24 protein-coding genes and 1 rRNA gene are annotated in these 19,425 nt (G+C 43.4%); 17 read left to right on the forward strand and 8 right to left on the reverse strand.

The genetic code is table 11. The features are described from left to right. Positions 1 to 28 precede the first annotated feature (28 nt). Both NI462_RS05360 and NI462_RS05365 read right to left on the reverse strand, forming a co-directional pair. Entirely contained in the window at positions 29 to 460 is a 432-nt protein-coding gene (locus NI462_RS05360; protein ID WP_253159471.1) for a GNAT family N-acetyltransferase, read from the reverse strand. Beyond that, complete coding sequence (locus tag NI462_RS05365) at positions 454 to 1,677, reverse strand: class I SAM-dependent methyltransferase (protein ID WP_253159473.1); 1,224 nt, start codon at positions 1,675 to 1,677, stop codon at positions 454 to 456. Before NI462_RS05365 ends, NI462_RS05360 begins: the two co-directional genes overlap by 7 nt. A gap of 102 nt (positions 1,678 to 1,779) precedes the next feature. Between NI462_RS05365 and trhA the strand changes: the two genes are divergently transcribed. From trhA to NI462_RS05380, 3 genes are all read left to right on the forward strand, one after another. Beyond that, positions 1,780 to 2,424, forward strand: a complete 645-nt coding sequence (trhA, locus tag NI462_RS05370) for a PAQR family membrane homeostasis protein TrhA (protein WP_253159474.1) — start codon at positions 1,780 to 1,782, stop codon at positions 2,422 to 2,424. Between the two features lie 142 nt (positions 2,425 to 2,566). Further along, on the forward strand, positions 2,567 to 3,874 hold the full coding sequence (locus tag NI462_RS05375; protein WP_004281697.1) for an MFS transporter: 1,308 nt from the start codon (positions 2,567 to 2,569) through the stop codon (positions 3,872 to 3,874). A gap of 132 nt (positions 3,875 to 4,006) precedes the next feature. Continuing rightward, positions 4,007 to 4,408 (forward strand): hypothetical protein, encoded by a 402-nt coding sequence (locus NI462_RS05380; protein ID WP_004732173.1) that lies wholly within the window; start codon positions 4,007 to 4,009, stop codon positions 4,406 to 4,408. 24 nt (positions 4,409 to 4,432) lie between these two features. Here NI462_RS05380 and NI462_RS05385 read toward each other — a convergent pair whose 3' ends face one another. Next, positions 4,433 to 5,443 (reverse strand): metallophosphoesterase, encoded by a 1,011-nt coding sequence (locus NI462_RS05385; RefSeq protein ID WP_004281695.1) that lies wholly within the window; start codon positions 5,441 to 5,443, stop codon positions 4,433 to 4,435. 101 nt (positions 5,444 to 5,544) lie between these two features. Between NI462_RS05385 and NI462_RS05390 the strand changes: the two genes are divergently transcribed. Next, positions 5,545 to 7,179, forward strand: a complete 1,635-nt coding sequence (locus tag NI462_RS05390) for a phospholipase D family protein (RefSeq protein ID WP_253159475.1) — start codon at positions 5,545 to 5,547, stop codon at positions 7,177 to 7,179. Between the two features lie 36 nt (positions 7,180 to 7,215). On the opposite strand, the gene NI462_RS05395 is transcribed toward NI462_RS05390, so the two are convergent. Next, the gene (locus NI462_RS05395) at positions 7,216 to 8,025 is read right to left on the reverse strand and encodes a lysophospholipid acyltransferase family protein (protein ID WP_253159477.1); all 810 of its coding nucleotides are present in this window, start codon (positions 8,023 to 8,025) and stop codon (positions 7,216 to 7,218) included. A gap of 189 nt (positions 8,026 to 8,214) precedes the next feature. On the opposite strand from NI462_RS05395, the gene NI462_RS15060 reads away from it, so the two are divergent. The 8 genes from NI462_RS15060 (at position 8,215) to NI462_RS05430 (ending at position 13,151) form a co-directional block, all read left to right on the forward strand. Continuing rightward, entirely contained in the window at positions 8,215 to 8,346 is a 132-nt protein-coding gene (locus NI462_RS15060) for a hypothetical protein (protein WP_005263660.1), read from the forward strand. 77 nt (positions 8,347 to 8,423) lie between these two features. Next, positions 8,424 to 9,764, forward strand: a complete 1,341-nt coding sequence (gene hflX / locus NI462_RS05400; RefSeq protein ID WP_004732184.1) for a ribosome rescue GTPase HflX — start codon at positions 8,424 to 8,426, stop codon at positions 9,762 to 9,764. Positions 9,765 to 9,804: 40 nt separating this feature from the next. After that, positions 9,805 to 10,176 (forward strand): hypothetical protein, encoded by a 372-nt coding sequence (locus tag NI462_RS05405; protein WP_004281691.1) that lies wholly within the window; start codon positions 9,805 to 9,807, stop codon positions 10,174 to 10,176. A gap of 9 nt (positions 10,177 to 10,185) precedes the next feature. Next, positions 10,186 to 10,860 (forward strand): LrgB family protein, encoded by a 675-nt coding sequence (locus NI462_RS05410; protein WP_253113522.1) that lies wholly within the window; start codon positions 10,186 to 10,188, stop codon positions 10,858 to 10,860. An 86-nt stretch (positions 10,861 to 10,946) separates the two neighbouring features. After that, complete coding sequence (locus NI462_RS05415; RefSeq protein WP_005106118.1) at positions 10,947 to 11,393, forward strand: DUF2147 domain-containing protein; 447 nt, start codon at positions 10,947 to 10,949, stop codon at positions 11,391 to 11,393. 204 nt (positions 11,394 to 11,597) lie between these two features. Beyond that, complete coding sequence (locus NI462_RS05420; RefSeq protein WP_005248004.1) at positions 11,598 to 12,047, forward strand: DUF2147 domain-containing protein; 450 nt, start codon at positions 11,598 to 11,600, stop codon at positions 12,045 to 12,047. Between the two features lie 60 nt (positions 12,048 to 12,107). Then, positions 12,108 to 12,557 (forward strand): DUF2147 domain-containing protein, encoded by a 450-nt coding sequence (locus NI462_RS05425; protein ID WP_253159479.1) that lies wholly within the window; start codon positions 12,108 to 12,110, stop codon positions 12,555 to 12,557. Between the two features lie 147 nt (positions 12,558 to 12,704). Beyond that, positions 12,705 to 13,151 carry a DUF2147 domain-containing protein gene (locus NI462_RS05430; protein ID WP_004645964.1) on the forward strand — a complete coding sequence of 149 codons (447 nt, stop codon included), beginning with the start codon at positions 12,705 to 12,707 and terminating at the stop codon, positions 13,149 to 13,151. Positions 13,152 to 13,204: 53 nt separating this feature from the next. On the opposite strand, the gene NI462_RS05435 is transcribed toward NI462_RS05430, so the two are convergent. Genes NI462_RS05435 through pdxA form a run of 3 tightly spaced genes read right to left on the reverse strand, consistent with a single transcriptional unit; the run spans position 13,205 to position 15,871 of the window. Continuing rightward, on the reverse strand, positions 13,205 to 14,050 hold the full coding sequence (locus NI462_RS05435) for a symmetrical bis(5'-nucleosyl)-tetraphosphatase (RefSeq protein WP_253159481.1): 846 nt from the start codon (positions 14,048 to 14,050) through the stop codon (positions 13,205 to 13,207). A 6-nt stretch (positions 14,051 to 14,056) separates the two neighbouring features. Then, a complete protein-coding gene (gene rsmA, locus NI462_RS05440; RefSeq protein WP_253159483.1) occupies positions 14,057 to 14,869 on the reverse strand; it encodes a 16S rRNA (adenine(1518)-N(6)/adenine(1519)-N(6))-dimethyltransferase RsmA in 813 nt (270 codons plus the stop codon). A gap of 33 nt (positions 14,870 to 14,902) precedes the next feature. Beyond that, positions 14,903 to 15,871, reverse strand: coding sequence for a 4-hydroxythreonine-4-phosphate dehydrogenase PdxA (gene pdxA, locus NI462_RS05445; protein ID WP_005106114.1), 969 nt, complete (start codon positions 15,869 to 15,871; stop codon positions 14,903 to 14,905). 305 nt (positions 15,872 to 16,176) lie between these two features. Between pdxA and rplM the strand changes: the two genes are divergently transcribed. The 5 genes from rplM (at position 16,177) to NI462_RS05470 (ending at position 19,094) form a co-directional block, all read left to right on the forward strand. Further along, the gene (gene rplM, locus NI462_RS05450) at positions 16,177 to 16,605 is read left to right on the forward strand and encodes a 50S ribosomal protein L13 (protein WP_004281682.1); all 429 of its coding nucleotides are present in this window, start codon (positions 16,177 to 16,179) and stop codon (positions 16,603 to 16,605) included. Positions 16,606 to 16,618: 13 nt separating this feature from the next. Beyond that, positions 16,619 to 17,005, forward strand: a complete 387-nt coding sequence (rpsI, locus tag NI462_RS05455) for a 30S ribosomal protein S9 (RefSeq protein ID WP_004281681.1) — start codon at positions 16,619 to 16,621, stop codon at positions 17,003 to 17,005. A gap of 331 nt (positions 17,006 to 17,336) precedes the next feature. Continuing rightward, positions 17,337 to 17,990 carry a glutathione S-transferase N-terminal domain-containing protein gene (locus NI462_RS05460; RefSeq protein WP_253159485.1) on the forward strand — a complete coding sequence of 218 codons (654 nt, stop codon included), beginning with the start codon at positions 17,337 to 17,339 and terminating at the stop codon, positions 17,988 to 17,990. Positions 17,991 to 17,999: 9 nt separating this feature from the next. After that, complete coding sequence (locus NI462_RS05465) at positions 18,000 to 18,428, forward strand: ClpXP protease specificity-enhancing factor (protein ID WP_044111678.1); 429 nt, start codon at positions 18,000 to 18,002, stop codon at positions 18,426 to 18,428. A gap of 18 nt (positions 18,429 to 18,446) precedes the next feature. Then, positions 18,447 to 19,094, forward strand: coding sequence for a hypothetical protein (locus tag NI462_RS05470; protein ID WP_253159487.1), 648 nt, complete (start codon positions 18,447 to 18,449; stop codon positions 19,092 to 19,094). Positions 19,095 to 19,342: 248 nt separating this feature from the next. On the opposite strand, the gene rrf is transcribed toward NI462_RS05470, so the two are convergent. Beyond that, positions 19,343 to 19,425, reverse strand: a 5S ribosomal RNA gene (gene rrf, locus NI462_RS05475); the annotation flags it as partial.

Genomic DNA, 19,425 nt, shown 5'->3' on the forward strand with positions numbered 1-19,425 from the left:
CGCTTTTTTGTATTTGAATGGCTGAAAATTAAAGCTTTAAATACATATCAATATGCGGAATTCCACAATCCAGATATTCCTCACCTTGAGCTTCAAATCCCAGCGCTTGATAGAAGCCAATGGCGTGCACTTGCGAAGATAGCTTGACCAACTGACGCTGCTCTGCACGCGCATAGTCAATCACGGCCTGCATCAAGCGCTGACCAACACCTAAACCGCGTGTTGTTGCTAGGACTGCAACCCGACCGATACTGTTATTTGACAATAAGCGTGCTGTAGCAATCGCCTGATCCTGCTGAAAAACAATGAAATGTACAGCAACCACATCCTCAGCATCCCACTCATCTTCAGCTGCAATATGCTGTTCTTGAATAAACACCGCTTCACGAATCGCTTTGGCAGGCGCTGCCAAATCCTTCCAGCTCCCGGAAATTATTTTAAGTTCTGGACTATTTAGCATTTAGATCCGATTCCCTGCTGATCCCATTGATCATTAAGCAACAATTCCAGTGAATGTTTCTGGATTCCATACATCTCTTTCAAGGCCTGAATTTGTGCCAGAACCGCCTGATCAGGTTGTTGATAGTCTTTACGCTTTGTCGCCAGAATCATTTTATTTTTACTGGTATGCTCCAGCGCAACAAATTCAAATACCTTGGTTTCATAACCATAAGCTTTGAGCAATAAAGCACGAATAGTATCGGTCAGCATTTCGGCCTGCTGTCCCGCATGAATACCGAATTGCAACATCGGGCTGAGGACTTTTGGCGCCTGCAACTGCGGACGCAATTCCTTATGACAACACGGTGCACACATGATCATCTGCGCATTCAGGCGAATCCCGCTATGAATCGCAAAATCTGTTGCTACATCACAGGCATGTAAGGCAATCATCACATCCAGACGTTCCGGTGCATAAGTACGGACATCCCCCTGGAAAAAGTCCAGCTGATCAAAACCAGATTGCTGCGCGACATTCTGGCAGAATTCAACCATTTTCGGATTAAGCTCTACCCCGGTGACATACGGCGTTTGACCATGTTTTTGCATATAGTCATATAAAGCACAAGTCAGATAGCCCTTACCCGAACCAAAATCCACCACGCGCAGGCCTTCAGCCTGTGGCTTAATCTGTGCCAATGCACCTGAGAAGATTTCTACAAACTTATTAATTTGCTTCCATTTACGCGCCATGCTCGGAATGATTTGCGCTTTTTGATCGGTAATACCGAGATGTTGGAGAAAGATGCTGTCCTGATCGACATAACGTTGTTTAATCCGGTCATGGCCTTGTTCAGCAGGCTTCACCTGATTCATCGTGGCTTTATGTTTGCTACGCGTTAACATAGCTTTTTTCTTGTTTTTTTTCAGCTGTAATTCTTCATCTACTGTCATCAGATTGGCCTGTTTGCAACACGCCAGTAGTGAAGTAACCTGGAATAATGCTTCATCTAAAGGATAATTTTTCGTGACATCCTGCGTCTTGTAACGATATAGACAGCTCAATACGCGCTGTTCATTTAATGTAATGACTCGCAAGGTCATTTTCTCTAAATCCTGCAGTTCACCTTTATACTGGCTTAAGATCAGGCGATCGAATTGATTCCTTTCAACAGCTTGCTGAAAGGTATCCAAGAATTGCTGTTCCTGATCTGAGAGAGTTGCCAACGTTGACATAGATAAAACCTGAAATGAATTGCGTATCAAGTTTAAATCTTCTTAACCTAAAAGCAAAATTCAATTACTATACAAGTGTATATTTGAAAAAGAATGACAATCATGCAGAATGCTCCACTGGTTCCAGATTATGATCAAAATGAGGAACGGATTAACTATATTAGTCATGGTGTAGGTGCCGGACTATCTATTATTGCCGGTATTCTTTTGATTATTAAAGGGTCTTACCTAAGTACTGGACAATGGATTGGTCTTTGGGTTTATGCGCTGAGCATGATTCTGCTGTTTTCTGCTTCTATGCTCTACCACATGGCCACTGCAGCAGACCGCCGTTATTTTTATAAAAAAATCGATCATACTGCGATTTATTATTTAATCGCCGGAACCTATACCCCTTTCCTGTCGATTGCCATTCCGACTGCCAAAGCCCAGTATTTATTGATTGCGCTGTGGGTGATTGCTCTTCTTGGTACACTTTTCAAGTTCGTTTTCATTCATCGTTTTCAGAAACTTTCTTTGGCGGCTTATCTGGCCATGGGCTGGCTGGCGCTGCTGGTGATTGATGATATGCAGCAATATTTAAGTGCTCAATCTTTAACCTTTCTCATCATTGGTGGACTCGCTTATACCGTGGGTGCATTGTTTTACGCTTTAAAAAGAGTAAGATATACCCACGCTATCTGGCACATATTTGTATTGATAGGCGCAGGATCACATTTTCTGTCTATCTATCTTTACGTGATTTAATCATCTCCTTTTTCATTTCAGTGACCCTGAGCGAGTTGAAGCGAGAAGATTGCAGTTGTTTTTTTAAAAAATTACGCCTTTTTTAAAAAGATTACGCTTTTAAAACTAAGTTTTTTTATTTTTAGTAAGTGTAAGGTTTTCCATGGCGTCGTCTAATTCTGCTGCTCAGCCAGCACAAAATTCAAAATTTCGCGTTTTAACAGCGAGCTTGGTAGGCACCACAATCGAGTTCTTCGATTTTTATATTTATGCCACCGCTGCTGTCATTATTTTTCCGTATCTGTTCTTCCCTACCAGTACAGATCCGATGACCGCAACCATTCAGTCTCTTGCGACTTTTGCCATTGCCTTTATTGCCCGTCCGATTGGTGCAGCATTATTTGGTCATTTAGGTGACCGGATCGGACGAAAAGCCACCTTGGTCGCTGCTTTGCTGACTATGGGGATTTCAACCGTTGCGATTGGCCTGTTACCAACTTATGCGCAAATCGGAATTGCTGCGCCATTGTTACTTGCACTGTGCCGTTTAGGTCAGGGCTTGGGTCTAGGTGGTGAATGGTCAGGTGCTGTACTTCTTGCAACTGAAAATGCTCCTGAAGGCAAGCGTGCCTGGTACGGCATGTTCCCGCAACTGGGTGCTCCAATCGGCTTTATTCTGGCAACAGGTTCTTTCCTGACCCTTGGCGCTTTCATGTCTGAAGCTGACTTTATGGCGTGGGGCTGGCGTATTCCGTTTATCTCAAGTGCCTTGTTGGTGATTGTCGGTTTATGGATTCGTCTAAAATTGCATGAAACCCCTGCTTTCCAGAAAGTGCTGGATAAACAGAAAGAAGTGAATGTTCCTTTTGTTCAGGTATTCAAAAAGCATTCTCGTATGCTGGTTCTGGGTACGATTGCTGCAATCTGTACTTTCGTTGTGTTCTACCTGACTACGGTATTTGCGCTGCAATGGGGAACAAAACAACTCGGTTATTCTCGTGAAGAATTCCTGCAATTGCAATTAGTTGCAACCCTATGTTTTGCTGCCTTTATCCCGCTTTCAGCAGTATTGGCTGAGAAATTTGGCCGTAAGACCACTTCGATTGCGGTATGTGTCATTTCTGCGATCTTCGGTATCTTCTTTGCAGATATGCTTGAATCTGGCAGCACTTTGGTGGTGTTCCTGTTCTTGTGTATTGGTCTGGCGATCATGGGCTTAACTTATGGGCCAATCGGTACTGTATTGTCTGAAATCTTCCCGACTTCAGTACGTTATACAGGTTCTGCACTAACCTTTAACTTGGCAGGTATTTTCGGCGCATCATTTGCACCACTAATCGCAACCAAGCTGGCAACGGCCTATGGTCTGTCTGCAGTCGGTTATTACCTGACCGCAGCATCTATCCTCTCGCTTGTCGCGTTTTTACTGATTCGTGAAACCAAGAATGATGATGTAAACAATCAGATCTAAGGTTTTAGATCGATTCAAAAGCCAGCACTCGATGCTGGCTTTTTTATGATTTCACAACAAAACTCGGCTACTTATCTCGTTAAATTTGCTCAACAATCAAATGAACTCAATTCAAAAAAATGAGGCAAGGCCATGCAGGATCTTATTGAATACCTCTCGCAGGAGCAGTTGGTCAATATCATTATTTTGCTGGAAGATGATAAAAAATTAGAAGCTGTTCGCTATATCACCGAGAACACACCCTTGGATGAAGCTCAGGCACTGCAAGTGATTGATGAAATTGTGCGGGAACATGATGTGGTCATGAAGCATGAAAGTACCGGTCCACGCTTTAGTGATGATGCCGGTGATATCGACCTGGTGACACCGCCACTGGAAATCCCCACCCATCCTAGTTTGAGCACATCCACAGAAGCTGAAATCACTGCGCAACAATTACGTGAAAATGTGCCAACCCGAAAAATCGAAAAGAAAATTTGGATGATGGCGGCCGTCGCGGTGGTGTTATTGATTCTGGTCTGGATCATCAGTTAACGTGGTACAGCACGTCGACTGAATTTAAATCAGTTCAATAATATCAATGGTAGGCGGCACCCGGAAACGGAAAGGCACACCGACCAAGCCGGTACCGACAGTAACGAACACATCTGCATGTTCATGGCGGTACATGCCCTTTTTATGTCCCAAAATTGAAACCTTTTTCATGACGTAATTAGTTAGCCAAGGCAGCTCTACCTGTCCGCCATGAGTATGCCCAGACAGCATCAGAGGACGCGTTGGCAGTTTGGGAATCATATCGACCGTATCCGGGTTATGCGAAAGAATGACCCAAGGCTTGTCCTGAGGCAAGTCTGGCAAACTGCGCATATCGGCTTTTCCAGCCCAGAGATCACCCACGCCCAAAAGGCGAAACTCATCAAATTCGACAATTTGACCTTCGATATCCATGACCTGATTGACTTGCAGTGCATAGTGCAACAGTTCGCGAATCGGCGGTCCGGGATATTGCTCGTCATGGTTACCATTGACTGAATAGACCGGAGCGTGAATCTCTTTTAAAACTGCCAATTCCTGTGCCAGTTTATTTTCTGGCTCGTAAGTCCAGTCGCCAGCAACCACCACCAAATCAGGTTGAATATGATTTAATTTGTGTACAATTTGTCGCAACTGACGCTCATGACCCGAAAACAGACCGATATGCAAATCTGCAATCAGGGCGATTTTTACTGGCTGCTTTAAACGTTTATCTGCATTGATCTGATATTGTGTCGTTTTCACTTGAATTAAATGCGGCTCGATAAAGCGTGCATAAGTCAAAACCCCACTAAGCAAAAATACAAAAATAGCTTCATGCAGCGAATAATACCCCGTCCATCCAGCATAAATACTGAAGAAAACCAAAGGGATTAATAAATAGGCAAGATAAAAAGCCAGCAAATGACCAAAAGCTTTAAAGGGATGAATGGTTTCGGTACGTGATTGGCTCGACCATGCCTGAGCCACAGCCCAGATGGCTAAAATCGCCATTCCCAGATAAAAATAAAACAGTACGGAATTCGAATCCCACATAAATTGGCCTTATTCAGTCGAGCAGCATATTACTGGCTTTATATTTATCTTTTCATAGCTGACAATTATACTCAATTCTAATTTTTCATTCTTCGACTTATATGGCCACTGCTCCCCGCGATCAAGTTCATCTTCAATCCTCAAGTTTTATACGCACTCATCGCTATAAAGCCGGCATTTTACTGAGCTGTAGCCTGGTACTGGGTCTGCCTGCGTGTAGCACCTTACCCAAGCAAACCGAACAGCCAAGCCAGATGGCATTTGAAACGGATACATCGCAAACCAGCCTGGCACAAATTGTTGAACCTTTACGTGATCAGAACATCGGGTTGACCGGTTATCGCGTGCTGTATGATCCGCTTGAAGCACTGGCTGCGCGGATTCAGCTGATTAATAAAGCGGAACGCAGTCTGGATCTGCAATATTACATTTGGGATAACGACCGAATCGGTGCCCTCGCCCTGCATGCGATTATTCAGGCAGCGGATCGTGGCGTAAAAGTGCGCCTGTTGATGGATGACAATAATGCCAAGAAAATGGAAGGGATTTATCTGGCCTTAAACCAGCATCAGAATATCGATGTCAAACTGTATAATCCCTATCGCTTTCGTAAATACCGCGCCATGGACATGGTGCTGGATTTAAAGCGCATTAACCGCCGCATGCACAATAAAAGTTTTATTGCCGATAACCAGATTGCCTTGATTGGCGGCCGCAATATGAGCAACCAGTATTATAATGTCAGTGAAAGCTATCAGTTCTCTGATGTCGATGTGATGCTGGTCGGTGCGGCATCGGATGAAATCATTCATTCCTTCGATGAATACTGGAATGATGATTATGCCTATCCGGTGCAAGAGGTTGTGAATCCACGGCATCATGGCTTACGTTTTCCAAGTTTAAAAGAACAGCTAGAAACCCATAGTCAGGATCCAGCGACTCAAAATTATCTGGATCTGGCCAATCGTTCCAGAGCCTTTGACCAATGGCTGGAACAAAACATTCAGCTGGATTGGGTGGAAGCTGAAGTGGTCAAAGACCCACCGAGCAAAATCAAAGCCAAAGCCAAAACCGAAGAACACCTGAATTTCCAGTTATTACAGCGTCTGGAAAAACCTGAACAAAGTGTCGATATTGTCTCTGCCTATTTTGTCCCGGAAAAAATTGGTGCAGACCGTTTAAAGAAACTGGCGAATGAGAATATCAAGGTTCGCGTCCTGACCAACTCTTTTAAGGCCAACGACGTTGCCGTGGTGCATGCCTTTTATGCCAAATATCGTCAGGATCTATTGGAAAATGGGGTGCAGCTGTATGAGTTCTTGGCAGCGCCAGAAGCTAATCACCTAAATGCCAATACTGAGGAAATTTCGAAAAAAGCTAAAGTCAGCCTGAAAGGACTGAGCCGTTCCAGCCTGCATGCCAAACTGATGGCACTGGATCAAAAACAGGTGTTTATTGGTTCTTTTAACTTTGATCCGCGTTCAGCCTATTTGAATACTGAAATTGGCGTGTTGCTGAACAGTCCGTCTTTGGCACGTGCAGTACACGACACCATGGACAAAAATTTAAGCAAATATGCTTATAAACTGGTGCTGGATGCGAATCAGAACATTAACTGGAAAATCAAGAAAGCCAATGGTGACGTTCAAACATTTACCAAAGAACCAAAAATGAAATGGTATCAGAAAGCTGGCCTTAAGCTGGTGTCTTGGCTGCCAATTGAAGGCTTTATGTAAGCTTGATTCTTTGAACAGAAACCATAAAAAAGCCTCTTATTGAGGCTTTTTTAATACCCGTGACTGAAGTTCAACCAGGCCGGTCTGCATTTTTTCCTGGACCACCCGGGTGAGGCTTTCAACTGTATGCCCTTCAGTGGCAATTGCAGGTAAAGCCACTAAATGTGCAATGACTTGCGGCATTTCCAGTACTTTTTTGACATGGGCGGCAAAACTGATGTTATTGACAAACGGCGCAACCATATCCAGTTCGCCCTGCTGATTCACATAACAAATCAGACAGATTTGTACAGGACGCTGGGCTTCAATCGCGGCGCCTAAAATCCGGCCATGCACTTTTTTGATGGCTCGCCCATCAGAAGTCGTCGCTTCAGGAAAGAACAGCACCGGAATATTCTGTTTCAGGAAACCGGTAATTTGTTCACGAATCCTGACGGAATCTCCTGAACCACGTTTAATAAATAAGGTACCCCCTCCCTTGGCCAATTTCCCTAAAATCGGCCAGTTCTCAATTTCTGCTTTTGCCAGAAAAAATACGCGCGCTCCGGAACCCAGAACGGCAATATCCAGCCAGGACACATGATTACTGACCCATAAGGCGGGTTCACGTGGAATCTCGCCATGTACCTGCACTTCGATATTGAATACTTTGCATAACTGGCGGCAAAAATGTTGCACATAGCGCGTATTGGTCGGTTTATTCGGATTTTTATATAAGCCATGACGAAAAACCAAATAAAACCCCTCACTGATGGTGGCCAATGAGGCGGTAATTTTCCGGCTATACAGAAAAAACTTGGCCAAGCCTTCGATATCTGGAGTCTGGTTTTGTACAGTTGAATTCATAAAAACGTCATTAAATCCTAAGCGAGATACAGGGAATATCCACGAATTAAACTCATTCTATACTGTTCATTCGCAACTTGCATTGATAATAAAAATCGACCAATAACATCTATATCTTCAATTTTAATTGGATTAAAAAATCATTCAAACTAAAACTATCGAAATATTAGATTGAAAAGGATCGTAGCCATGCCAGATCAAACCCAGCCCGCGAACGACACACCTCAACCTTTACAAGTGCTCAAATATATTTTGGGCGGCACTTTCATCTATGCCGTGGTACTGGTAACACTTGCACAACTGTTTATCAGCGTACTCTAAACCAAAGCCGCGCTAATTCAGTATCTGCACAGCCCTTTTTCAACTACACTAAAGTTTTCAAGTGGAGATTGGCCTGAGTGGAATATTTACAACAACATCGAGGGAAAGAGCGCGTCATTCTGGTGAGTGTCAGCGTACAAATGCTGGATGACCTTGATGCTGAAGAGTTTCGTTTGCTGGCTCAGTCTGCAGATGCTGAAATTCTGGAACATATTTATGCTCAGCGGGTGAAACCCGATGCCAAATTTTTTATCGGCTCCGGCAAGGCAGAAGAAATCGCTGAACGTGTTGAAGAGCTGGAGGCCAATCTGGTCATTTTTGACCATGCCCTAACCCCAGCCCAAGCCCGTAATCTGGAACAGGTGATTAAATGCCGCGTGGTCGATCGTACTGAACTGATTCTGGATATTTTTGCCCAGCGTGCCCGTACCTATGAAGGTAAGCTGCAAGTCGAACTGGCACAGCTGCAACATTTATCTTCACGTTTAATTCGTAGTCGTGGCAATCTCGACAGCCAGAAAGGCGGGATTGGTTTACGTGGCCCGGGTGAAACCCTGCTGGAAACAGACCGCCGTTTGCTGCGTATCCGTATGGGACAGCTCAAGGCACGCATTGATAAAGTCCGCCAGACCCGGATGCAAGGCCGTGTTGCCCGTCAAAAAGCAGCTGTTCCAACAGTATCTTTAGTCGGCTATACCAATGCCGGCAAGTCGACCCTCTTTAATTTACTCGCCAACAGCGATGTCTATGCAGCCGATCAGCTGTTTGCAACCTTGGACCCTACTTTACGGCGTCTGGAATGGGATGGGATTGGCAATCTGGTACTGGCCGATACAGTAGGTTTTGTCCGTAATCTTTCCCATTCGCTGGTGGAATCCTTTAAGGCGACTTTGGAGGAAACCGTAGAAGCCACGCTGTTACTGCATGTCATTGATTCAAGCAGCCCAGAGATGCTGGAACAGATTGAAGCCGTTGAAAAAGTGCTGAAAGAAATTGGGGCCGATGTTCCCATCCTTCAGGTTTACAATAAAATTGACTGTAGCGGTGAAGAAGCCAAAATTATTTATCGACGTCCAGGTGAACCGGAACGGGTCTATGTTTCGGCACATAGTGGCGAAGGTATCGACCTGCTGCGTAAAGCGGTACATGAGTCCTTGATGGGGCAACTACAGTCCTTCGATTTAATCCTGAAACCCGCTTATGGCAAGCTGCGTAACCAGCTCTATGGTCTGAATGTGATCCAGTCTGAACATTATGATGATGAAGGCCAACTGCATCTGCATATTCGAATTGCCCCACAAAAACTGGAACAGTTGATTAAACAGGCGCATTTACCTTTAGATGAAATTCTAGGCAAACAGGCGCAGCAATTTCAGCGTCCACTGGAAGCGTTTGAAATCCAGTCAAAGATCGAGTAAAACTTGATAAGTAAACTTATTAATATTAATGATCATAGCAATGAACTGGATAAAACGAATAGATTGGCCAGCATGGATTGGCACCCTGTTACTTATTATTGTCTTTCGGGAAGCTTCGGTCTGGTTAATGACCCAACTGAATCATCCTGAATTAGGCAATCTGGTCGGGTTATTGAGCCTTTTAATTGCGCTGTTTACCTGGCGCTACTTCGGCAAACTCCCCGCCCGCCTCGTGGATACCAATAACAAACTGATGAAGGAAAGTGCCTTTGCTTTCCTGCCTGTCAGTGCAGGTGCACTGATGATGCTGGTACATATGGGCCAGAAAATTCCGGCCTTTCTGTTCATCATGTTTTTCAGCACCCTGATTCCTTTATGGATTTACGCCAAAATGGCCAAGCGCTGGTTATAGGAGTTCCGCATGTTATCTATTTTGTATGGCTTTGCGGTTACGCTCAGCGCCTATCTGATTGCCAAACCCTGTAACCGGTTCATACCGCAAATTCCCGTCATCGTGTTCAGCATGTTCTTTGTACTGGTGATTTTATTTGTGCTGGGCATTCCCTATGAAAATTACATGGATGAAGTTAATCCGCTTTTCAACCATTTACTCGGCTATGTGACCGTCGCCCTGGCTATCCCTCTGGCCGCGATGCGCTACGATGACCTGCCGCTCAAAGCCATTATCGGCATTTTGGTTTTTGCCAGTATCAGTGCTGTCGCCTTGCCGATGGGACTGGCTTATCTGCTGCATATGTCCTCTGCAGACATTATGGCGTTTGCTACCCGTGCCGTGACTACTCCAATTGCGATTAATATTGCCACCCTGCTGGATGCACCCATCAGCATGGTGATTCTGATTGTGATTCTTTCTGGCGTGATTGGTGCAGCCTTTTCGCCATTTATTCTCAAACATATTAATGATGAGCGCGCTTCTGGACTGGCTTTAGGACTAGCCGCACATGCCATTGGTACAGCTCAGGCCTGGCAGCGTGGCAGTATTGCAGGACGTTATGCCGCATTTGGTATGGCCGTCAATGCAGTCTTTACCGCGGTCTGGTTGCCTACGTTTATACTTTATTTGCAAAAAATGTGACTAGTGAATCAAATTAATCATTTGTTTTATGTGGTAATCGTTCTTACTATAGAGTAAGAACTCTAATCCAACCTAGGAACAGATATATGAAAAAGGTTCAATTCTTTTCAACTTTACTTTTAGCCTCTTTCAGCCATCTGGCTTTGGCCTCTGACCTTTCAGGGACATGGAGAAATATTGACGACAAAACTGGTTCACCTAAAGCATTCCTCGAAATTCGTGAGACGGCTTCCGGCGTCTATGCTGCCAAGATCACAAAAATCACCCCGCGTCCTGGATATACCCCGAAAGAAAACTGTGTGTCCTGTCCTGCACCTTATACCAATAAACCTATTCTCGGCCTGGATGTGCTCACTGGCTTAAAGCACGTCGGCAATAACAGTTTTGCTCAAGGCAAGCTGCTTGATCCATTATCAGGGAATCTTTATAACACCAAGGCAAAATTAAGTGCTAATGGGAAACGTCTGATCCTACGCGGCTATATCGGCGTTTCAGCACTAGGCCGTAGTCAAACCTGGATTAAGCAGGATTAATTCCTGCTTTATTAAATAAAATGTGACGGGGTTATGCTTTAGTAGATAGAAGCTTGCATTTTAATGCATTAAGTTGTATGAATATTAAACATATGCTTTTTTCATGCAATATAGATTATGAAAGTGCATTAACGTAGTTTGCGTCAACATTCACCACATGGAATTAGGTGAATGTTCATAAAAAAATAAGGATAAGGATATCGCATGTATAAAATCGCAATTTTAACTGTTTTTTCAGCTTCTTTATTCACAGGCTCTATGGCCTTTGCTCAGGAGTTATCTGGTCTCTGGCAACAGATTGATGATAAAACTGGCTCACCTAAAGCATTGATTGAAATGAAAACTCAGGCTGATGGCTCCTATACCGGAACGATTACTAAAGTCACACCTCGCCCAGGCTATACCCCACGGGAAAAATGTGTCAAATGTCCATCACCTTATACTGATAAACCGATTTTGGGATTAGACGTCATTAAAGGACTAAAACCTACCACCAAAAATAACTATGCACATGGCCGGGTACTCGATCCACTCACCGGCAAAATTTATGATTTAAAAGGCCGGATTTCTGCCAATGGGAAACGACTGACTTTACGTGGATATATCGGGATATCTGCAATTGGTCGCACACAAACCTGGATTCGCCAGGATTAATAAAAACAGCACTTTTGTGTTGGGGATATTTTATTCATCTATAAAAAAGGCATAAATATAATGAAACAAACTAAATTAGGATTAATGTTCATCGCTGCACTGATGACTGGGACTGCTTATGCACAGGATCTGACGGGCATCTGGCAGCAAATTGATGATAAAACCGGCTCACCAAAAGCAATTATTGAAATTCGTCAAAATGATAATGGGACTTTTGCTGGAAAAATTATCAAAGTGACTCCACGTCCAGGCTATACTCCACAAAAGACCTGCAATAAATGTCCCGCGCCTTATACCAATCAGCCGATCATGGGCATGGATGTATTGACTGATTTAAAACATGTGGAAGGCACCAACAATTATGAAAAAGGTAAAGTGATTGATCCATTGGCAGGTAAAGTTTATGACGCTCGAGTGCGTCTAAATGCCAATGGTAAACGTTTAACCTTGCGTGGTTATGTCGGTGTGTCCGCTTTAGGCCGTAGCCAGACCTGGATTCGCCAAGATTAATACCTAATTCTCATTATTCAAAAAAGCTGCCAAATTGGCAGCTTTTTTTAGTGTATCAACTCTATAGTATTCAGATAAGTGTTGACTATTTTAGTAAGATTTCTAACATGAGCGGGCGATGATAAAAATTCTTTGGAATGACTCTCTATGTTTAAAAAAATATTACTTGCCGCGCTTACAGCAGGATGTATGACGAATTTGTGGGCAGACGATATTACCGGGACCTGGCAACAAATTGATGATAAAACGGGGGCGGCTAAAGCGATTATCGTCATTAGCAAAGAAGCAAATAATACCTATTCAGGCAAAATTGTAAAAATCACGCCTCGCCCAGACTATAATCCACGTGAAAAATGCAATAACTGCCCTGCACCTTATACCAATCAGCCTATTTTAGGCATGACCATTTTAAAAGGCCTAAAACTGGTTGAAGGCACCAAAAATTATGACAAAGGTCGTATTATCGATCCATTGGCAGGTAAAATTTATGATGCAAAAATGCGTTTAAACAATACCGGTAAACGTTTAACCTTACGTGCCAGTATGGGCGTTTCAGTTCTAGGCCGTAACCAGACCTGGATTCGAGCAGACTAATTTAAGATTTGAAAAAAAGCCACGTAATCACGTGGCTTTTTTAATAGCTTTACTTACATTACCGGATTATCCACGGCAAACATCTGCTGATCTTCCAGGCGGAAGGCCATCAGTTGATTACCCCAGACACAACCGCCATCTACATTCTGAATCTTGTTCGAAATGGTTTTACCGTTCAAGGCGGCCCAGTGACCAAACAGGATCTGATGAGTTTGTGCGGCCTGTGATTCAAACTCAAACCAAGGTTTAAAGCCTTGCGGCATCGGATCATCCAGCGCATCTTTAAAGCTGTATTCCAGGCGTCCCTTAGCATCGATTAAACGCATCCGGGTCAAGTAATTCACGATACAGCGAATACGTTCATGGCCTTGTAGTTGATCCGACCAGAGTGCTGGTTCTTTCCCAAACATTTCTTTCAGGAAATCATCCAGCACATCAAAGTCATCATGAGCAATGATCGCTTCAACTTCTTGTGCCAATTGAGCAGTTTTTTCTGCACTCCAGATATTCGGAATTCCAGCATGCGTCAGAATAGTCTGCTCATTTGGAAATAGACACATTGGCTGTTTGCGCAGCCAGTCAATCAGGTCATCACTGTCGATCGCATCAATCACATCACGGACATTGTCTTTTTCTTTTACTGGCTTGATACCACGGGCATAAGCCAGCAAAGTCAAATCATGATTTCCCAAGACCGTCGCAGCCGCACCTTGTTCAGCCAGCTTTTTGATAAACCGCAGTGCAGCAATGGAGTTTTCACCACGTGCCACCAAATCTCCAGCAAACCAGATAAAATCTTGTTCTGCATCAAACTGGATTTCCTTGAGTAAAGCTTTCAAGGCCTCAAAACAGCCTTGAACATCACCAATCACATAATTATATCGAGCAGTACGGTTCATCGTAATTTAAGCCACCATTTGATCTGAAAGTGCAACAAACTGTTCAAGGGTCAGGGTTTCTGGACGCGCCATCGGGTCAACACCCGCTTTTTCAAAACCCTCTTCGACCAACATACCCTTCAAGCTGTTACGCAAGGTTTTACGACGCTGGGTAAAGACATGAGATACCAGACGTGCCAGCGCTTTTTCATTCTTCGCCACAATCGGTTTAACTTTATAAGGCTCTAAACGGAATACCGCAGAAGTTACTTTTGGAGGCGGATTAAAAGATCCAGGTGGCACTTCGAACAAGAAAGTCGGTTTACAGAAATATTGAATCATCACCGACAGACGGCCATATTCTTTGGTATTGGGTGATGCGGTAATGCGGTCTACCACTTCTTTTTGCAGCATGAAATGCATGTCTTGCACTTTGTCACCAAATTCCAAGAGATGGAATAACAGTGGCGTTGAAATATTATAGGGCAAGTTACCGACCACACGTAATGGACGATCTTCCTGGAACAACTGAGAATAATCGTATCTCAAGGCATCGGCTTCAATAATGGTTAAACGTTCCGGATGCGGCACACGACCCGGCAGGCCAGTAGCCAGATCACGATCCAGCTCAAGTACGGTTAAGGCATCACATTCACCAATTAAAGGTGAAGTCAAAGCGGCCAGACCCGGGCCAATTTCCAGAATGTTCTGACCTGGACGCGGATTGACTGAGCGTACAATTTTGGCAATGACACGCTGGTCATGTAAAAAGTTTTGACCAAATCTTTTTCGAGCCTGATGCCCTTCATCTTTTGGGTTTAAGGCATTAATTTGATACATAAAAACATTTCCAACGTGAGTGATGAACAATAATCAGTGGCGCGCCAGATCGAGGGCTAAATCGACAGCAACGTGCAGGCTGGAACTTTTCGCAAGTCCCGTCCCCGCAAGGGAGAGTGCTGTGCCATGATCAACAGAAGTTCGAATAAACGGTAAGCCGAGGGTAATATTAATGGCTTCACCAAAGCCCTGTGATTTTAACACAGGTAAGCCCTGATCGTGATACATCGCCAGAACAGCATCAGCATCTTTTAGGTTTTCTGGAGTAAATAAAGTATCAGCAGGTAGGCTTAAACTCATGTTGATACCTTGGGCACGATAGCTTTCGAGTACCGGATTGATCACTTCAATTTCTTCCATCCCCAAATAACCGCCCTCCCCGGCATGCGGATTTAAACCGCAAACCAGTATATTCGGCTGTTCAATCTTGAATTTGGATTTCAGGTCGTGAATCAGAATATCAATCACCTGATGCAAGCGTTCAGGCGTAATCGCATCTGCCACGGCACGAAGCGGAAGATGGGTAGTGGCCAAGGCCACGCGTAAAGTTTTGGTGGCCAGCATCATGACTACACGTGGAACACCAGCAAATTCCTGGTAATACTCGGTATGACCACTAAAAGAAATGCCCGCTTCATTTATCACGGACTTTTGTACAGGCGCAGTCGCGACGCCGACACTTTTTCCTGACATGGCATAGTCTGCGGATCGACGCAGTTGCTCCAGTACATAAGCCGCATTGTTCGGATTCAGCTCACCCAATACGACGTCTTGCTGCACGGGAACATGCTCTACAAATAGCTGACCGATGCCTGAAGATGACTCCTGTCCTTGATATTCAATCAGCTCAACCGATAATTTGAGTACCTGAGCACGTTGCTCGAGCATATGAATATCCGCCAATACCACAATTGGGCGCTCATCAACACGATCTGCAAGACTCAGGCAAATATCAGGACCAATTCCGGCAGGTTCCCCACTGGTGACATATAAAGGCAGCATCATCTTCTCAATTTGGCAAAGCTGAGAAATATTATAACCCGATCACGCCTACGCTGTAGTAATCATTGCAAAGAGTACTTATAAATCAATATTTTGATACCATTGAAACTATGGTTACAAATATAGTTGCAGTTTTTGTAGCATATAAAGGCTTAGGTCTTTCTTTCACCAGGGAGATTAGATAAAATACAGCGCTTGAAATTTTAATTTTCATTTGTGATTCTTCACGTATTCGTTTAGAATCGCGTCTCCTTTAGTTTGGACAGATTCCATAGTCCAAACCAACTATAATAGGTAGTGGTTTAATGAAAACTCTCAGCGCTAAGCCAGCTGAAGTTCAACACGACTGGTACGTTGTTGATGCTTCTGGCAAAACTTTAGGTCGCCTTGCGACTGAAATCGCTCGTCGTTTACGCGGTAAGCATAAAACTTCTTATACTCCTCACGTTGACACTGGCGACTACATCGTTGTTATCAATGCTGAAGAAATCACTGTGACTGGTAAAAAGTCACAAGATAAGAAATACTATCGCCACACTGGTTTCCCTGGTGGTATCCGTGAGACTAACTTTGAAAAGTTAATCGCTCACAAACCAGAAGCAGTTCTAGAAAAAGCTGTTAAAGGTATGTTACCTAAAGGTCCTCTTGGTTATGCAATGATCAAGAAAATGAAAGTGTATGCAGGTACTGAGCATCCACACGCTGCTCAACAGCCACAAGTTTTGGACATCTAAGGGATAACAGCACATGGCTACTAATTATGGTACAGGTCGCCGTAAGACCGCAACTGCACGTGTTTTCCTATCAGCTGGTACTGGTAAACTCGTAATTAACAACCGTACTCTTGAACAGTATTTCGGTCGTGAAACTGCTCGTATGGTTGTTAACCAACCACTTGAGCTTCTTGAAGCTACTGACAAATATGACCTTTACATCACTGTTGCTGGTGGTGGTATTGGTGGTCAAGCAGGCGCTATCCGTCACGGTATTACTCGTGCATTGATCGCTTCTGACGAAACTTTAAAACCTGCTCTTCGTCAAGCTGGTTTCGTTACTCGTGATGCTCGTGAAGTTGAACGTAAGAAACTTGGTTTACGTAAAGCTCGTAAACGTCCTCAGTTCTCTAAACGTTAATTCGTTTACCGAATCGGACAAAAAACCCTGGATTTTCCAGGGTTTTTTTATGGCGGTTAGTGGGTCATTTAGAACTTTTTTCTTGTTATTGTTCATGTACATCCTTACCCCATACCCCTTCGTGACACCAGAATGACTTCATCAAATAATAATTTGCGATCCCAATACAGATAAACAGCAAAATGACAGGAAGCTTGATCAGCATCTTATTTTCCTCCAGTTGTTTTTCTTATAATCTACCTCGGCTCAAGCCGATTGATCTTTGATGCTTGGTGCTTTTTAGGTTGAATTTTAGTATCCTAGTCTATTCATTAGAAGCTCATCAGGATTTATGTCAGTCGAAAGCGCGCCTCTTCAAGGAATCACTCTCTATAGTCATGCCGATGACTTTCGTTCCCATTGGATTCGCTATGTGCTTACCGAAAAACAGATTAAATATAATCTGATTTTGGTGGATGCCGATGATGAGGATCTGGCCAGTCTCAATCCTTATAATCAATTGCCGATGCTGATCGAAAATGAACTTAAATTATTTAATACTTCGATTATCTCAGAATATGTAGATGATCGTTATCGTCAGAATAAACTGTATGCCGATGCTCCGATGCCCCGGGCAGAGCAACGACAATACATCTGGCGCTTTGAAAATGACTGGCTGAAACTGGCTGATCTCATGTTACGCCATCCTGATACGCTGGATAAGAAAGCCAGAACTCAGTCACAAAAGCAGTTACAGGATATCCTGATTTCACTAATGCCACTATTCCAGCATTTTCCCTATTTTATGTCTGAACAATTTAGTATCCTGGATTGTATGTTGGCACCAATTTTTATCCGTCTGAAACAGATGGGCGTAGAATTACCACAGCAGCAATGCCGTCCGTTTTATTTATATTGCCAACGAATTTTTAGTCGTCCTGCCTTTGTAAAATCCATGACATTGCAGGAAAAGAACCGTTATTCAGCGCAACTCAAGCATCCGTAGAGAAACATCATGTCCGAACAAGAATTCAGCCTTAGCCCTACCCGTCCCTATATGGCACGTGCAATCTATGAGTGGGTTTGCGATAACAATATGACGCCTTACCTGCTGGTGGATGCCACACGCCCAAATACCATGGTTCCTGAGCAGTTTATTAAAGATGGACAGATTGTTCTGAATATTGTGCCACATGCCGTGCATGCGCTGCATATGAGCAATGATGCCATTAGCTTCTCGGCTCGCTTTGGTGGCGTTTCTCGTGATATTTATGTGCCTATGGCAGCAGTACTCGGTATTTATGCACGTGAAAATGGTCAAGGTTTATTCTTTGATCCAGGTGAATATGAGCATACACAAAATGATGAAGATGCTTTAAAATCAAGCACTGAAGAACAAACTGAACAACCAAAGAAAAAACCGACTTTAAGACTATTAGATTAAAAATAATGGAGCAAGTGAATGGCTTTTGATTTAGTACAATATTTTGTTGAACAGATAGAGACTCAAAAGCCTGAGCTTCTAAAAGAATATACAAAAGAAGAAAGACGAAAATATATATCAGAAATCAATGCCTTAACTTTAGGAAAACTTATTACTGAATGGCGTCATAACCCACAAAAAATTTATAATGAAATCAATCATCCTGATGAATTATATATCCTGGAAATCGTGCGTCATCTCGCTACCAGTCCGCAAAATCAATCCACTCTGGATCGAGCCCAGCTTGAGCAAAGCACTTCAGAAATTTTTCATTTACAGCTTATTGAATTAAAACAACTGCATGATACCGGCAACCATAATATCCATAGCATTCAGGAATTACTGACCGGGCAAATTGAACATTTATCTGGTCAAGCAGATGATTGGGTTTGGACAACAAACAAGCTAACAGAACTCAAAGGCTCTAAACCAATTGTGCAAGAAGAGCTATCATTGGAAGCATCAATGAAGGAGTTTAATCAAATGGTAAGCCAGAATCAGCAGCATCAAGATGTCGAAGAAGTCATTGTTATCAATACCCCAACATGGGCAAAGATTGTTGAACCCATCGTGGCGATTGTCATTCTTTGGGTATTAATCGCAGCCGTAATGCGCGTGTTTGGATAAAATAGTCTGCAATAAAAAACCAGCGATTCGCTGGTTTTTTATTTTGTAAGGTTTATAAGATCAGCTTGTAAACTCTTATAGCGCTAGTTTTACAGAGATCCCAATAGGTCAAACAAATTAACAGGAATTCTCTGTCTCAGAAGAATCTGATCAACTTTGAGATATAGATATGTTAAATATCTTATCTAAAATTCCACGCACAAAAAAATCCCCCTCTGCCTTAGCGGAGGGGGTGTTTAGGAATAATGAGCTGGCGATGACTTACTCTCACATGGGTAACCCCACACTACCATCAGCGCTAAGAGGTTTCACTTCTGAGTTCGGGAAGGGA

The sequence above is a fragment of the Acinetobacter lwoffii genome (assembly GCF_024129715.1).
In the GTDB taxonomy this organism is placed as follows: Bacteria; Pseudomonadota; Gammaproteobacteria; order Pseudomonadales; family Moraxellaceae; genus Acinetobacter; species Acinetobacter lwoffii_U.

Excerpts from the sequence above, each read along its gene's own strand:
- NI462_RS05360 (WP_253159471.1), bottom strand. The coding sequence starts at position 460 with ATGCTAAATAGTCCAGAACTTAAAATAATTTCCGGGAGCTGGAAGGAT.
- NI462_RS05365 (WP_253159473.1), bottom strand. The coding sequence starts at position 1,677 with ATGTCAACGTTGGCAACTCTCTCAGATCAGGAACAGCAATTCTTGGAT.
- trhA (WP_253159474.1), top strand. The coding sequence starts at position 1,780 with ATGCAGAATGCTCCACTGGTTCCAGATTATGATCAAAATGAGGAACGG.
- NI462_RS05375 (WP_004281697.1), top strand. The coding sequence starts at position 2,567 with ATGGCGTCGTCTAATTCTGCTGCTCAGCCAGCACAAAATTCAAAATTT.
- NI462_RS05380 (WP_004732173.1), top strand. The coding sequence starts at position 4,007 with ATGCAGGATCTTATTGAATACCTCTCGCAGGAGCAGTTGGTCAATATC.
- NI462_RS05385 (WP_004281695.1), bottom strand. The coding sequence starts at position 5,443 with ATGTGGGATTCGAATTCCGTACTGTTTTATTTTTATCTGGGAATGGCG.
- NI462_RS05390 (WP_253159475.1), top strand. The coding sequence starts at position 5,545 with ATGGCCACTGCTCCCCGCGATCAAGTTCATCTTCAATCCTCAAGTTTT.
- NI462_RS05395 (WP_253159477.1), bottom strand. The coding sequence starts at position 8,025 with ATGAATTCAACTGTACAAAACCAGACTCCAGATATCGAAGGCTTGGCC.
- NI462_RS15060 (WP_005263660.1), top strand. The coding sequence starts at position 8,215 with ATGCCAGATCAAACCCAGCCCGCGAACGACACACCTCAACCTTTACAA.
- NI462_RS05405 (WP_004281691.1), top strand. The coding sequence starts at position 9,805 with ATGAACTGGATAAAACGAATAGATTGGCCAGCATGGATTGGCACCCTG.
- NI462_RS05410 (WP_253113522.1), top strand. The coding sequence starts at position 10,186 with ATGTTATCTATTTTGTATGGCTTTGCGGTTACGCTCAGCGCCTATCTG.
- NI462_RS05415 (WP_005106118.1), top strand. The coding sequence starts at position 10,947 with ATGAAAAAGGTTCAATTCTTTTCAACTTTACTTTTAGCCTCTTTCAGC.
- NI462_RS05420 (WP_005248004.1), top strand. The coding sequence starts at position 11,598 with ATGTATAAAATCGCAATTTTAACTGTTTTTTCAGCTTCTTTATTCACA.
- NI462_RS05425 (WP_253159479.1), top strand. The coding sequence starts at position 12,108 with ATGAAACAAACTAAATTAGGATTAATGTTCATCGCTGCACTGATGACT.
- NI462_RS05430 (WP_004645964.1), top strand. The coding sequence starts at position 12,705 with ATGTTTAAAAAAATATTACTTGCCGCGCTTACAGCAGGATGTATGACG.
- NI462_RS05435 (WP_253159481.1), bottom strand. The coding sequence starts at position 14,050 with ATGAACCGTACTGCTCGATATAATTATGTGATTGGTGATGTTCAAGGC.
- rsmA (WP_253159483.1), bottom strand. The coding sequence starts at position 14,869 with ATGTATCAAATTAATGCCTTAAACCCAAAAGATGAAGGGCATCAGGCT.
- pdxA (WP_005106114.1), bottom strand. The coding sequence starts at position 15,871 with ATGCTGCCTTTATATGTCACCAGTGGGGAACCTGCCGGAATTGGTCCT.
- rplM (WP_004281682.1), top strand. The coding sequence starts at position 16,177 with ATGAAAACTCTCAGCGCTAAGCCAGCTGAAGTTCAACACGACTGGTAC.
- rpsI (WP_004281681.1), top strand. The coding sequence starts at position 16,619 with ATGGCTACTAATTATGGTACAGGTCGCCGTAAGACCGCAACTGCACGT.
- NI462_RS05460 (WP_253159485.1), top strand. The coding sequence starts at position 17,337 with ATGTCAGTCGAAAGCGCGCCTCTTCAAGGAATCACTCTCTATAGTCAT.
- NI462_RS05465 (WP_044111678.1), top strand. The coding sequence starts at position 18,000 with ATGTCCGAACAAGAATTCAGCCTTAGCCCTACCCGTCCCTATATGGCA.
- NI462_RS05470 (WP_253159487.1), top strand. The coding sequence starts at position 18,447 with ATGGCTTTTGATTTAGTACAATATTTTGTTGAACAGATAGAGACTCAA.